At 69.8% G+C, this 12,976-nt stretch carries 11 protein-coding genes and 1 pseudogene; 7 read left to right on the top strand and 5 right to left on the bottom strand.

The annotated features are described in order from the left end of the window. Positions 1 to 60: 60 nt before the first annotated feature. The 4 genes from ABZO29_RS08150 to ABZO29_RS08135 all read right to left on the bottom strand — a co-directional run bounded on the left by ABZO29_RS08150 (position 61) and on the right by ABZO29_RS08135 (position 4,782). Complete coding sequence (locus tag ABZO29_RS08150; protein WP_367319469.1) at positions 61 to 1,104, bottom strand: ABC transporter permease; 1,044 nt, start codon at positions 1,102 to 1,104, stop codon at positions 61 to 63. After that, a complete protein-coding gene (locus ABZO29_RS08145) occupies positions 1,097 to 2,659 on the bottom strand; it encodes a sugar ABC transporter ATP-binding protein (protein ID WP_367319468.1) in 1,563 nt (520 codons plus the stop codon). The genes ABZO29_RS08150 and ABZO29_RS08145 overlap by 8 nt, the downstream gene beginning before the upstream one ends. A 55-nt stretch (positions 2,660 to 2,714) precedes the next feature. Continuing rightward, on the bottom strand, positions 2,715 to 3,779 hold the full coding sequence (locus ABZO29_RS08140; RefSeq protein WP_367319467.1) for a sugar ABC transporter substrate-binding protein: 1,065 nt from the start codon (positions 3,777 to 3,779) through the stop codon (positions 2,715 to 2,717). A gap of 568 nt (positions 3,780 to 4,347) precedes the next feature. Beyond that, positions 4,348 to 4,782 (bottom strand): ATP-binding protein, encoded by a 435-nt coding sequence (locus ABZO29_RS08135; protein WP_367319466.1) that lies wholly within the window; start codon positions 4,780 to 4,782, stop codon positions 4,348 to 4,350. Between the two features lie 143 nt (positions 4,783 to 4,925). Between ABZO29_RS08135 and ABZO29_RS08130 the strand changes: the two genes are divergently transcribed. The 6 genes from ABZO29_RS08130 (at position 4,926) to ABZO29_RS08105 (ending at position 10,947) form a co-directional block, all read left to right on the top strand. Beyond that, positions 4,926 to 5,693 (top strand): IclR family transcriptional regulator, encoded by a 768-nt coding sequence (locus ABZO29_RS08130; protein ID WP_367319465.1) that lies wholly within the window; start codon positions 4,926 to 4,928, stop codon positions 5,691 to 5,693. A 41-nt stretch (positions 5,694 to 5,734) separates the two neighbouring features. Beyond that, positions 5,735 to 7,249 (top strand): glycerol kinase GlpK, encoded by a 1,515-nt coding sequence (gene glpK, locus ABZO29_RS08125; RefSeq protein WP_367319464.1) that lies wholly within the window; start codon positions 5,735 to 5,737, stop codon positions 7,247 to 7,249. A gap of 125 nt (positions 7,250 to 7,374) precedes the next feature. Continuing rightward, positions 7,375 to 8,325, top strand: a complete 951-nt coding sequence (locus ABZO29_RS08120; RefSeq protein WP_367319463.1) for a branched-chain amino acid ABC transporter permease — start codon at positions 7,375 to 7,377, stop codon at positions 8,323 to 8,325. Between the two features lie 12 nt (positions 8,326 to 8,337). Further along, positions 8,338 to 9,330 carry a branched-chain amino acid ABC transporter permease gene (locus ABZO29_RS08115; RefSeq protein ID WP_367319462.1) on the top strand — a complete coding sequence of 331 codons (993 nt, stop codon included), beginning with the start codon at positions 8,338 to 8,340 and terminating at the stop codon, positions 9,328 to 9,330. Next, positions 9,320 to 10,201: an ABC transporter ATP-binding protein gene (locus ABZO29_RS08110; RefSeq protein ID WP_367319461.1), complete on the top strand. Its 882-nt coding sequence runs from the start codon at positions 9,320 to 9,322 to the stop codon at positions 10,199 to 10,201. Before ABZO29_RS08115 ends, ABZO29_RS08110 begins: the two co-directional genes overlap by 11 nt. A gap of 5 nt (positions 10,202 to 10,206) precedes the next feature. Next, positions 10,207 to 10,947: an ABC transporter ATP-binding protein gene (locus tag ABZO29_RS08105; RefSeq protein WP_367319460.1), complete on the top strand. Its 741-nt coding sequence runs from the start codon at positions 10,207 to 10,209 to the stop codon at positions 10,945 to 10,947. A 24-nt stretch (positions 10,948 to 10,971) separates the two neighbouring features. Here ABZO29_RS08105 and ABZO29_RS08100 read toward each other — a convergent pair whose 3' ends face one another. Continuing rightward, positions 10,972 to 12,228: an ABC transporter substrate-binding protein gene (locus ABZO29_RS08100; protein WP_367319459.1), complete on the bottom strand. Its 1,257-nt coding sequence runs from the start codon at positions 12,226 to 12,228 to the stop codon at positions 10,972 to 10,974. 199 nt (positions 12,229 to 12,427) lie between these two features. Between ABZO29_RS08100 and ABZO29_RS08095 the strand changes: the two are divergent. Next, a pseudogene (locus tag ABZO29_RS08095) lies at positions 12,428 to 12,840 on the top strand (hypothetical protein); the annotation flags it as partial. Positions 12,841 to 12,976 lie beyond the last annotated feature (136 nt).

The raw sequence follows: 12,976 nt of genomic DNA, 5'->3' as shown, positions 1-12,976 counted from the left end.
GGAACGGCGGAGCGGTTCGGCGGCCGTGCGGTCCTGTGGAGCCGGCGACGGCCGCCCGGTTCACTCCTGGACCTTGCCGCCCGTGATGCGCGAGATGGTCAGTGCGACCAGGATGATCAGGCCGTTGAGGGCGCCGATCCACTGCGCGGGGACGCCCGCGAGAGTGAGCACGTTCTGGATCATGAAGAGCAGGAGGATGCCGCTGAAGGCGCCGAACATGGTGCCCTTGCCTCCGTTGAGGCTGATCCCGCCGATGACCGCGGCGGCGAACACGGTGAAGATGTAGCCGTTGCCCTGCGCCGAGGCGACGGAGGCGAGCCGCCCGGACAGCAGCAGCCCGGCGAGGGCGGCGAGCACGCTGCCGGTGACGATGACGATCCACAGCACCCGGTCGGTGCGGATACCGGCCGCCTTCGCCGCGTCGACGTTGCCGCCGATGGCGTACAGCGAGCGGCCGAAGCTGGTCCAGCCGAGGACGACGACGGCGACGGCGAACAGCACCAGGCAGATCCAGATGGACGCCGGCATCCCGAACCATTCGGCGGTGCCGAGGTAGAGCATCGACTGCGGGAGCTGGAAGAAGGTCTGGCCGCCCGAGATGCCGGTGAGGATGCCGCGCAGCACGATCAGCATGCCGAGGGTCACGATGAAGCCGTTGAGGCCGAAGCGGATGATCAGCACGGCGTTGATCACGCCTACCAGCGCGCCCACGGCGAGCGTGACGGGGATCGCCCAGGCACCGGGGAGCAGGCCGAGTCCGTGTCCGGCGCCGGCCGGCACCACCAGCCAGGCCGCGACACCGGGCGCGAGGCCCATGGTGGACTCCAGGGACAGGTCCATCTTCTTGACGATCAGGATCATCGTCTGGGCGAGGACCAGCAGGGCGATCTCGGACATGGTCTGCAGGACGTTGATGAGGTTGTCGGCCTGCAGGAAGACCGGGTTGACGATCTGACCGACGATCGCGATCGCCACGATGGCCGGGACGAGCGCGAGGTCGCGCAGCCGCGCCAGGGGTATCCGGCCGCCGAACAGCCCGGTCCGCCCGGCCTTCGGCTTCGCGGCCTCGGAGGCGGGCGTGTCCGCGAGGACGGTTTCAGGCATTGAGGTCCACTCCTTCCATCGCGGCCACGAGGTCGTGGTCGTGCCAGCCGCGGGCGATCTCTGAGGTCACTCGGCCCTGGAACATCACCAGGACCCGGTCGCACATGCGCAGGTCGTCGAGTTCGTCGGAGGCGATGAGCACTCCGGTGCCGGTGTCCGCGGTCTCCTCGACCTTGCCGAGGAGGAACTCCTTGGAGCGCACGTCCACGCCCGCGGTCGGGTTGATCAGCACCAGCAGCCGGGGGTCGTCGGCGAGGGCGCGGGCCATGACGACCTTCTGCTGGTTGCCCCCGGACAGCGCCGAGACGGGCAGGTCGGGGCCCGGGGTCTTGATCGCCAGATTCTCGATCAGGCCCTGGGCGAGCCGGTCCCGGCGGCCGCGGCTCAGGAACCCGTTGCTGCCGATCCGCCGCGGCACGGACAGCGTGGCGTTGTCCGCGATCGACATGTCGGGTACGAAGCCCTGGTGGTGCCGGTCCTGCGGGACGAAGCCGGCGCCGGCGGCGAGCGCGGCGGGCACACTGCCCGGCCGGGGCCGCCGTCCGGCGATCTCGACCTCTCCACCGGCGGCGGCCCGCAGTCCTACGACGGTCTCGGCGACCTCGGTACGACCACTGCCCGCGGCCCCCGCGAGCCCGACGATCTCGCCGGCGCCCACTTGGAAGGTGACGTCCTCGTAGGCGTCGCCGCTCAGGCCGCGGACGCGCAGCGCCGCCGTAGCGCCGGCGTCGAGGGTGCCGGCCCGCTCCTCGCGCCGGGCGGCCGCCGCCTCGCCGGTCATGGCGGCGACGAGTTCGGTGCGGGGAAGCCCGGCGACCGGCGCGGTCAGGATGTGCCGGGCGTCCCGGAACACCGTCACCATGTCGCAGATCTCGTAGATCTCCTGGAGGTGGTGGCTGATGAACAGGAAGGTCACGCCCTGGCGTTGCAGGTCGCGGATGCGGTCGAAGAGCCGGTTGATCGCCGCGCCGTCGAGCTGGGCGGTGGGTTCGTCCAGGATGATGAACCGGGCGCCGAAGGACAGCGCCCGCGCGATCTCGACGAACTGCCGCTGCTCCACACTGAGATCGCCTGCCGGGGTCTGCGGATCCACGTCCACCGACCAGGTCGACAGCAGGTCCTGCGCCCGGCGACGCACACCCTGCCAGCTGATCAGCCGGGCGCGGCCGTGGTCGTGCCGGTTCAGGAAGAGGTTCTCGGCGACGGTCAGCGTCGGGATGATGGTCGACTTCTGGTAGACGCAGGCGACGCGCTGCCGCCAGGCGTCCCGGTCGGCGAGCCGCGGAGCCGGGCTGCCGCCGAAGGTCACCGTGCCCTCGTCGGCGGCCTGCAGCCCGGTGAGGACGGACACCAGGGTGGACTTGCCCGCCCCGTTGCGGCCGACGAGCGCGTGGGTCTCGCCGGGCCTGATGGTGATCCCGGCGCCGTTCAGGGCCACCGTCGGACCGAATCGTTTGACTATGCCCGTCGCCTCGACGACGGGCGGGCCCGCAGGGGCCCGTCCGCCGTCCGCCGGGGCGGGCGCGGGGGTGATCGCTCGCTCCCCGTCGCTCATCTCAACCGCCTTGTGTTCGTGAGCCTGGAATTGGCCTGGCCTTACTGATGGCCCGTCAGCCGAGGTTGTTGCCCCACAGGGACTTGTCGTCGCTCTTGACGCTGGGCACACCGCCGTAGGTGCCGCCGTCGGCGGTGACGAGCGGAGCGGACAGCTGGTCCTCCAGCAGGCCGTCACGAACCTGGATGATGGTGCTGTCGTGGTCGGTCTTGCCGGGCTTGAACGTCTTGCCGTCGATCGCGGCCTTCAGGTAGTACAGGGCGTACTTGGCGTAGAGGTCGGCGGGCTGGGACACGGTGGCGTCGATCTGCCCGCCGGCTATGTCCTTCAGCTCCTCGGGAATGCCGTCGTTGGAGACCACGAACACGTGCTTCTTGTCCTCGGGGCCGACCAGCAGGCCCTTCTGCTTGAGGACCTGGAGCGTGCCGGCCAGGGCGAAACTGGACTGCATGTAGATGCCCTTGATGTCCGGGTTGGCCGTCAGGTCGGTCTGCAGCTTCTGGGCCGCGACGGCGCCGTCCCAGTTGGTGGCCTCGCCGAACACCTTGATGGCCGGGTAGTTCTTCTTCATGCACTCGTTGAACGCCTCAGTGCGGTCACGGCCGTTGATGGAGTCGAGCCCGCCCTGCAGCATGACGACCTTGCCCTTGCCGCCGAGCTTCGTGCCCAGGTACTGGCAGGCCTTCTCGCCGTAGGCGCGGTTGTCGGCCCGGACGACCATGTAGACCTTGCCGGCGTCGGGCCGGGTGTCGACGGTCACCACGGGGATCTTCTTCGCCTCCAGCTGGGCGAGTGTCGGCGCGATGGCGGCGGTGTCCTGCGGGGCCATCGCGATGCCCTTGACGCCCTGGCTGATGAACGTCTGCGCGTTGGCGGTCAGCTTGGCGACGTCGTTCTGCGAGTTGGTGGTCTTGAGGGAGAGGCCGAGCTCCTTGGCGTACTCCGGCGTGTACTTGATGTACGAATTCCAGAAGTCGGTGTCGGAACGGGGGTAGTCGACGCCGACCAGAGGCTTGCCGTCGGACGACGCCGCGCTGCCGGAGCCGCCGCTGCAGGCGCTCAGCAGCGCCAGTGCGGTGAGGGCGGAGGCGGTGGAGCAGAGGACTGTTCTGAGTCTCATCGGTACTTCCTCGCGCTGGTCCCGAAGCGGGAGATGTTTCGCATGGGCGACATCCGCGTGTCGCCACTTCGAAGAGATGGGATGTATGTATAGGTGCCCGACGGGGGTGCTGTCCAGTCCCCGGCCTTTTTCATCGAGAAATCCCAGTACGCGAGGAGCTTCAGGGTCGAGAACGAGGCCTCGGTCGCCAGAAGCATCCCATCAATCGTGGCCGAGCTGTGATGTGATCCAGTCGTGCGGTAGCAGGGAGACATGGCATGTCTCGGCGGGATCTATGCGCAGAAAATACGGATGAACAGGAATAAGTCTCCCGGTCAAGTGATGCGTTCATCCCTGCACACCCGTTGACATCCCAGGGACACATGGTCGACCTTCATGCGCAACACCCCGCACCCCGGTCACGGCGAATCGCGCCGGTCGTACCCTCCCCCGCCTTCCTTCCCCCTGTCCCCTTCCGTATCAGGGATGTCTGTGATCCCCGGGACGGGCGTGACGAGCGGCCGCGGCGGCGCGATACGCGCGTCTCACCGCGGCCGCTCACCGTCGATGCGGTCCGGCCGGTCCGGCGTCAGCTGCCGGCGCACTGCACCTCGGCCCACCGGCTCGTTCCCCCGGAGTGCGCATGTACGCCGGTCCGGGCCGACAGCATGGCGACGATGGCGAGACCCCGGCCGTGCTCGTCCGGGTCGGGGGCGGGAGTGCGCAGCGGCGCCGGGGCGGCCGGTCCCATGTCGGTCACTTCGACGCGGACGGTTCCGCGCCGGTCCACCTCGCTCCGGGCGAGTCTCAGCGTCGCCGGGGGCACGGCGTGGACGAGCGCGTTGGTGAGCAGCTCCGAGACCACCAGCAGTACGTCCTCGACGACGTCCGCCGCCAGATTCCAGCCGGTGAGGACCACGCGCACGCTCCGGCGTACGGCAGAGACGGCCCCCGCGCTGTGCGGCAGCGGAAAGACGTGCTCGACTTCCCCGTGGGGCGCGGCGTCGAGCTGCGCTGTTGTCATGAGCCCTCCTTCTGGGGAAGCGCGCCGGCAGGAGGCCGGACGCCATGGAACGCTAAGGAGGGAAATTCGGACGGTCAACGAACAACGGTCGGCATTACCGAACGACAGTCCCATATGGGAAAAATTCGGACTACCATCGCCTCATGGCCGGCCCGGTCCAGTCGATAGAGCGGGCGGCGGCGATCCTGCGCCTTCTCGCCAGTGGATCCCGCCGGCTGGGACTGGGTGAGGTGGCGTCGTCGCTGGGCCTGGCCAAGGGCACCGCCCACGGCATTCTGCGCACCCTGCAGCACGTGGACTTCGTGGAGCAGGACGCGGCCACCGGAAAATACCAGCTCGGGGCGGCCCTGTTGCACCTCGGCACCAGCTACCTCGACGTCAACGAACTGCGCTCGCGCTCCATCAACTGGGCCGACGCCCTGGCCGCCCGCAGCGGGGAGGCCGTCCGTCTGGGTACGCCCCTGGAGGGCAGGGTGCTCGTCATCCACCACGTCTTCCGGCCGGACGACACCCTCCAGACCCTGGACGTGGGCGCGCTGCTGCCGCTGCACGCCTCCTCGCTCGGCAAGGTCCTCCTGGCGTTCGGGTCCACGCCCATCGACCCCTTGCTGGAGAACGAGCCGGAGGCGTACACCCGGCACACCCTGGTGCGCCCCGAGGAGCTCAACCGGGCGCTCGGCGAGATACGGGAGCTCGGCTGGGGTGCCGAGGTGCAGGAAATGAGCATGGGAGAAGCCGGGATCGCCGCGCCGATCCGGGGGCAGGGCGGTCTCGTGGTGGGCGCGATCTGCGTGTCCGGTCACGTCGAGCGGATCTGCGACAGCAAAGGCCGGCCTCAGCCGGCCCTGATCACCGTGCTGCGGGAGGCGGCACGCGCGATCTCCAGAGACCTGGGCGCGGCCCGCTGGTAGGTCACGGCACCGCCACGACGCTTCGGAAGGCAGGGCCGATCATGGTGGAACGGTATGTGATGTCCATCGACCAGGGCACCACGTCCACGCGATGCATCCTGTTCGACCACGGCGGGCGGCTGGTGTCGGTCGCCCAGCGCGAGCACCAGCAGTACTTCCCCCGGCCCGGCTGGGTCGAGCACGACGCCGTGGAGATCTGGCGCAATCTCGAGCGGGTCGTCCCCGAGGCGCTGTCGAACGCCCGGATAGACCCTCGGCAGGTCTCCGCCATCGGGATCGCCAACCAGCGCGAGACGACGGTGCTCTGGGACCGGCGGACGGGCGTCCCTCTGGGCCGGGCCATCGTCTGGCAGGACACGCGCACCGCCCCGCTCGTCGAAGAGCTGAGGAGGGAGCCCGGAGACGAGTTCTTCCTCGAGCGCTGCTGCCTGCCCCCTTCGACCTACTTCTCGGCGCCCCGTATCCGCTGGCTGTTCGACCACGTCGACGGACTGGAGCGGCGCGCCCACGACGGTGAGGTGCTGTTCGGCACGATCGAGAGCTGGCTGCTCTGGAACCTCACCGGCGGTACGGACGGCGGCCTGCACATCACCGACGCCACCAACGCCAGCCGCACCATGCTCATCGACATCCGCAATCTGACCTGGGACGAAGCGCTGATGGACTTCTTCGGAGTCCCGCGCCCGATGCTGCCGGAGATCCGCTCCTCGGCCGAGAGCTACGGCGAGGCGCGCTCGGTGCTCCCCGGCGTTCCCCTCACGGCGGCCCTCGGCGACCAGCAGGCCGCCCTGTTCGGGCAGACCTGCTTCTCGCCCGGCGAGGCCAAATGCACGTACGGGACCGGCAGTTTCCTGATGATGAACACCGGTCCCGACGTCGTACGGTCGCGGCACGGGCTGCTCACCACCGTCGCGTACAAGATCGCGAACCAGCCCACGGTCTACGCCCTGGAGGGCCCGATCGCCGTCACCGGCTCGCTGGTCCAGTGGTTCCGCGACCGTCTCGGCCTGATCAACAGCGCACCCGAGATCGAGACGCTGGCGCGCACCGTCGAGGACAACGGCGGCTGCTACATCGTCCCCGCGTTCTCCGGTCTGTTCGCACCCCACTGGCGCAGCGACGCCCGCGGCGTCATCGTCGGCCTCACGTCGTACATCACGAAGGGCCACCTGGCCCGTGCCGTCCTGGAGGCCACCGGCTGGCAGACCCGGGAGGTCGTCGACGCCATGAACGCCGACTCCGCGCTCGCCCTGAAGCAGCTCAAGGTGGACGGTGGCATGACGTCCGACCACCTGCTCATGCAGATCCTGGCCGATGTGCTCGACGTTCCCGTGGTACGGCCCCTGGTCCACGAGACGGTGTCGCTGGGCGCCGCCTACGCGGCCGGGCTCGCGGCCGGCTACTGGCCGGATCTGCAGGTCCTGCGCCGCAACTGGCACATGGCCGCCCAGTGGCTGCCGGACATGGACCCCGAACGACGGGAGTGGGAGTACGAGAGCTGGCAGCGGGCCGTCGAGCGGTCCCTGGGATGGATCCAGCCGCGGAAGCGCACGTGACGCCGCGGCCCGACATCCTGTTGGGCGCCGATGACCTTTACACTGAGTGACAGGGGCATTCCGGGCATACCGGGGGCATCATGTGCCGTCCGCGCATTCTCCTTCCGGCGCTCGCTCTGGCAGTCGTGGTGCTGCTCGCATCCCCCGCTCGGGGACAGGGCGAGGAGGTCCCCCACGGCCGGGGGTTCGGTGCGCGGTTCCTGCAGGCGCTGATCGACGGTGTCCAGTTCGGCGTCATCATCGCCATCACCGCCGTGGGCCTGTCGCTGATCTTCGGCACCATCCACCTGATCAACTTCGCGCACGGCGAGTTCGTCACCATCGGCGCCACGTTCGCGTTCTTCCTCAACGTCTCGCCGGCGGGGCCCGGGTGGCACCTCGTGCCGTCCGCGATCGTGGCGGTCCTCCTCGGAGCGCTTCTCGGCGGGGCGGTGGACCGCACCATCTGGCGTCCGCTGCGGGCGCGTGGCACCGGCCTGATCAATCTGTTCATCGTCACGATCGGTCTGTCGCTCCTGCTGCGGCACGTCGTCCTCATCCTGTTCGGGACGCGGCCCGCCTCCTACGCCCAGTACGACATCCAGAAGGCGTTCGACCTCGGGCCGGTCGGCATCACCCCGCGGGACCTCACGGTGACCCTGCTCTCCGTCCTGGTGCTGTTCGGCGTCGCAGCCGTGCTCCAGCGGACCCGGATCGGCACGGCCGTCCGCGCCGTCTCCGTCAACCGCGACCTCGCCGAGGCCTCCGGCATCAACGTGCAGCGGGTCGTGCTGGTGGTGTGGATGCTCGGCGGGGCCCTGGCCGCCCTCGGCGGGGTCTTCTTCGGACTGGAGGAGATCATCACCTGGGACATGGGGTTCAAGCTGCTGCTGCTCATGTTCGCCGGAATCATCCTGGGCGGCCTGGGCTCCGCCTACGGCGCGATGGTGGGCAGCCTGGTCATCGGGATCGTCGCCCAGGTGTCCAGCCTGTGGTTCCCGGTCGACCTGCAGTACGCCTGGGCGCTGCTGGTCCTCATCGTCGTCCTCCTCGTACGGCCGCAGGGCATCCTCGGCCGCCGGGAACGCGTGGGATGAGGAGGCGGGCCCATGGACTGGTCGGTCATCCTCTCCGACGCGCTGCGGTCCGGCATCGGACCCATCGCCGCAATCTACGCGCTCGCCGCGATGGGGCTGAACCTGCACTTCGGATACACCGGCCTGCTCAACTTCGGCCAGGTCGGCTTCATGCTGGTGGGCGGCTACGGGCTGGCGGTCACCGTGTCGACCTACGACGGTTCCATGTGGCTCGGCGTGCTGGCCGGACTCGCCTGCGCCATAGTGCTGGCCCTCCTGCTGGGTGTCCCCACCCTGCGGCTGCGGGCCGACTACCTCGCGATCACCACGATCGCCGCCGGGGAGACGCTCCGGCTGTTCTACCGGTCCAGCTGGGCCGAGGACGTCACCGGCGGGGTGTTCGGACTGCAGCGGTTCGCGAACGACTTCTACGACCTCAGTCCGATAGCGCGGGGCACCTACGGGGTGTGGACGGTGGAGTTCAACGCCCGGGACCTGTGGGTGCTGATCGTCGGATGGGGACTCGTGGCCTTGGTGGGGGTGCTGCTCGCCCTGCTGGTGCACAGCCCGTGGGGCCGCGTCATCCGCTCCATCCGTGACGACGAGGCCGCCCCCCGCAGCCTGGGCAAGAACGTCTACGCGTACAAGATGCAGAGTCTGGTGCTGGGAGGAGTGATCGGGGCGGTCGCCGGCATGCTGCAGGCCATCCAGGTGCAGTCGGTGAACCCCGACAGCTTCGACCCGGGCGTCACCTTCTTCCTGTACACGCTGCTGGTGCTGGGAGGTGCCGGGCGGATTCTCGGGCCGGTCGTCGGGTCGATCCTGTTCTGGTTCGTGCTGACCTTCCTCGACAGCGCGCTGCGGCAGGCCATCGACGCCGAGTACATCTCGTCCGACGTGATCAGCACGTCCGAGATCGGGGCCGTGCGCTTCGCGCTGGTCGGTCTCGCACTGATCCTGCTGATCGTGTTCCGGCCGCAGGGCATCCTCGGCAGCCGGAAGGAGATGCTGCTCAGTGAGCGATGACCACGCACCGAACGCCGACGCGTCCGCCGAGGCCGGCGCGCGGCTCGCCGCGACCACGCCCGAGCCGGGGGTGCCCAAGCCGGACGCCCTGCTCGTCCTGGACCGGGTGACCCGCAGCTTCGGTGGGCTCGCCGCCGTACGGGTGGACCATCTGGAGGTGCAGCGGGGAGCCATCACGGCGCTCATCGGTCCCAACGGCGCCGGCAAGACGACGCTGTTCAACATCGTGAGCGGATTCGACAGGGCCGACGGCGGCCGCTGGTGGTTCGACGGACATCCCCTCGCGGGCCGCCCCGCGCACCGGGTGGCGCGCCACGGCCTGGTCCGTACGTTCCAGCTCACGAGGGTGATTCCCCGGCTGACCGTGCACGAGAACATGATGCTCGCGGCCCCCGCGCAACGCGGTGAGCGGCTGCTGCGCGCCCTGCTGCGGCCGTTGTGGCACGGACAGGAGCGGGAGGAAGCACACAGGGCGGACGAGCTGCTGGAGCGGTTCAGGCTCGCGCGGCTGCGCGACGAACACGCCGGCACGCTGTCCGGAGGGCAGCGCAAACTGCTCGAACTGGCCCGCGCGTTGATGGCCCGGCCCGTCATGGTCCTGCTCGACGAGCCGATGGCCGGCGTCAACCCGGCACTGACCCAGAGCCTGCTCGGCCACATCACCGAGTTGCGCGACGAGGGAATGACCGTCTGCTTCGTCGAACACGACATGGACGTGGTGATGGGCATCAGCGACTGGGTGGCCGTCATGGCCGACGGCCGGCTGGTGGCGGAGGGGCCCCCGCACACGATCGCGCAGAACACCGCCGTGGTGGACGCCTATCTGGGCAAACGGCACGACGAACCCGTAACACCCCGGGACGAGGAGTGACGCCCATGTCGGCCGACGAACGGACACCGGTGCTGGCGGCCGAGGACATCGTCGCCGGGTACATCACCGGCGTCGACGTGCTGCGCGGATGCAGTGTCCGGGTGGAGCCCGGCGAACTGGTCGGCGTGATCGGCCCCAACGGAGCCGGCAAGTCGACCCTGATCAAGGCGGTCTTCGGCCTGCTGCGCGTGCGCGACGGGACGGTACGGCTGCTCGACGAGGACGTCACCAACAGGCCCGCGCACGAGCAGGTCCGCCGCGGCGTGGGGTACGTACCGCAGCTGCAGAACGTCTTCCCGGCGCTGACCGTCGAGGAGAACCTGCGGATGGGGATCTATCTGCGGCCCAGGGCCTTCGCTCGGCGGGTCGCCGAGGTGCAGGAGCTCTTCCCCGTGCTGGCCGCCCGCCGGAAGCAGAAGGCCGGATCGATGTCGGGCGGCGAGCGGCAGATGCTCGCCATGGCGCGGGCGCTGATGATGGAGCCGCGGCTGCTGCTGCTCGACGAGCCGTCCGCGGGACTGTCCCCGGCCCACCAGGATCTCGTGTTCGAGCGGGTGAAGGAGATCAACGGCGCGGGAGTCGCCGTGCTCATGGTCGAGCAGAACGCCCGCAGGTGCCTGCAGATCTGCGACCGCGGCTACGTTCTGGACCAGGGCCGGAACGCCTACACCGGTACGGGGTCGCACCTCCTGCACGACGAGAAGGTGATCGAGCTCTACCTCGGCACCCTCGCCCGCGTCCGCTGAACCTCCCGGGTCCTCCTTCGGCACTCAGTCCTGGGCGGTGCTGACCTCGGTCCGGACGGTGCGCAGCTTGCCCTGGTCGTCGTACGCGTAGACCTCGATCGTGGCCTGGCCCGGCTCGCCCTTGTCGGTGAAGTCCAGCGGGCCGCTCACGCCGTCGTAGTCGATGTCCTTCCCGGCCGCGATCAGCTTCTTGCACGCGTCGAAGGTGGTGCACTTCTCGCCGTCCTTGGTGATCCCGACGATCTCCTCGGCGAAGTCCTCGGAGTTGTCGGTCTTCGCCTGCTCCGCGGCCAGGGCGATGGCCGTCGCACAGTCGAACACCTGCGGCGCGAACTGCAGCTCCTTCAGGTTGGGCGCGAACTTCTTCAGCTCCTTCACGAACTGCGGGTTGCTCGCCGATGCGGGGGCCGTCCCCTTCATGCCGGCGAGCCGCTCAGGGTTGCCGGGGGCGACGAGCGAGGGCAGTTCCTCGCTGCGCAGACCGTCGGCGCCGTACACGCCGACCTGGTCAGGACCGAGCCCCGCCTCGATCAGACCCTGCAGGACCTGGGTGCCTTCCTCGAAGGCGATCACCCCGACCGCGTCCGGGTTGGAGTCCTTCACCTTCTGCACGATCTGGTCGAAGTTCGTCGCCTTCGGGTCGTAGGTCTCGGCGAGTGTCACGGTCGCACCGGCGTCCTCCAGCTCCTTCTTGGTGGAGTCCACCAGTCCCTTCCCGTAGTCGTCGGCCCGCCCGATCAGCGCCACCCGGTTGTGGCCGTCGCCGCGGATGACCTTCGCCAGGACCGGTGCCTGCAGCACGTCGCTCGGCGCGGTGCGGAAGTAGAACCCGCCGTCGTCGTAGTCGGTGAAGGTGGGTGCCGTGTTCGACCCCGAGCACTGGACCACGCCGGCTCCGGTGACCCGGTCTATGAAGGCCAGCGACATCCCGGAGGCGGCCGCGCCGATGAGCGCGTCCACGCCGGAGTTGAGGACCCGGTCGGCAGACTGGGCCGCGACGGCTTCCTGACCGGCCTCGTCGCCGCCGACCGGGGCCGGAACCGGCTTGCCGAGGACGCCGCCCGCGTCGTTCATCGTCTTGATCGCGAGCTTCAGGGCCTCGATCTGAGGCGGTCCGAGGAAGGCGAGTTGCCCGGTCTCCGGCAGTACGTAGCCGAATTTGAGCTCACCGTCTTCGTCCGCCGGGGCCCCGGCCTGCGCGCCGTTCGTCCCGCCGCATGCCGTCAGCAGCAGCGCCGCCGCGCTTGCGAAGATCGCGGACCGCCGTACTGTCGTCTTCATGTCCGCCTCCTTTCGACGAGGCGGGCGTCGGTCGAGAGGCCGGCCACCGCCCGCCCTCACTACCGAGGGTAAGACTTGCAGGTCGCGGGCCGCGACGTCGGCCTGTGCCGCGGGGGCAGACCAGGCGGAGTACGACGGCGGAGGGGCCGCGGCGCTGGGCGCGGACTCGGTGAACCGGTGGGCGCTGGAAGGACCCGAATTGCGCCGCACCTTCCGCCAGGTGACACCCACCGGCGCGGGCCTGCGGGTGGTCGCACAGGCCGCGCGGGTGCTCGGCGCGGTCGAGGACCTGGTGCACGAGGCCACGTCGGGCCATGCGAGCCTGCGGATCGGCCATGCCTGGTCGGCGCCGGGCCGCCGCACCGCCGCCTTCCGGCGCCGCTGGGCCCAGGCCCACCCCGAGACGGACCTCCACCTCGTCCGGGTCGACTCCGCCACCGCCGCTCCAGCGGCCGCCGCCTCGGCATGACGGCCGAGTCGACCGCCCACCAGTACCCGCGGCCCGGCGTCGTCCACCGGCCCGTGGGGGACGCGGAGCCCGTCGCGGGACGGCTGCACCCCGCGACCCGGGCGCCGATCGAACTGCTCACCACCCCGTACCGCACCGGCTGATCCGTCACGCGAGGGCAGCGGAGCCGACCCGAGCCGTATGTTGGACTGGTCACGGCCGCGGGCAGATGGCTGGTCAGTGTCTCTCGACCCACTCACAGCCCGTGCCGCGCCCCGGACGGACGCCTCCCCGGCTCCG

The organism is Streptomyces sp. HUAS ZL42 (assembly GCF_040782645.1).
Classification (GTDB): domain Bacteria; phylum Actinomycetota; class Actinomycetes; order Streptomycetales; family Streptomycetaceae; genus Streptomyces.
The sequence above is the reverse complement of the archived record's forward strand: the minus strand, read 5'-3'. Positions and strand labels throughout refer to the sequence as shown.

Coding starts and splice junctions, on each gene's coding strand:
- ABZO29_RS08150 (WP_367319469.1), bottom strand. CDS start 1,104: ATGCCTGAAACCGTCCTCGCGGACACGCCCGCCTCCGAGGCCGCGAAG.
- ABZO29_RS08145 (WP_367319468.1), bottom strand. CDS start 2,659: ATGAGCGACGGGGAGCGAGCGATCACCCCCGCGCCCGCCCCGGCGGAC.
- ABZO29_RS08140 (WP_367319467.1), bottom strand. CDS start 3,779: ATGAGACTCAGAACAGTCCTCTGCTCCACCGCCTCCGCCCTCACCGCA.
- ABZO29_RS08135 (WP_367319466.1), bottom strand. CDS start 4,782: ATGACAACAGCGCAGCTCGACGCCGCGCCCCACGGGGAAGTCGAGCAC.
- ABZO29_RS08130 (WP_367319465.1), top strand. CDS start 4,926: ATGGCCGGCCCGGTCCAGTCGATAGAGCGGGCGGCGGCGATCCTGCGC.
- glpK (WP_367319464.1), top strand. CDS start 5,735: ATGGTGGAACGGTATGTGATGTCCATCGACCAGGGCACCACGTCCACG.
- ABZO29_RS08115 (WP_367319462.1), top strand. CDS start 8,338: ATGGACTGGTCGGTCATCCTCTCCGACGCGCTGCGGTCCGGCATCGGA.
- ABZO29_RS08105 (WP_367319460.1), top strand. CDS start 10,207: ATGTCGGCCGACGAACGGACACCGGTGCTGGCGGCCGAGGACATCGTC.
- ABZO29_RS08100 (WP_367319459.1), bottom strand. CDS start 12,228: ATGAAGACGACAGTACGGCGGTCCGCGATCTTCGCAAGCGCGGCGGCG.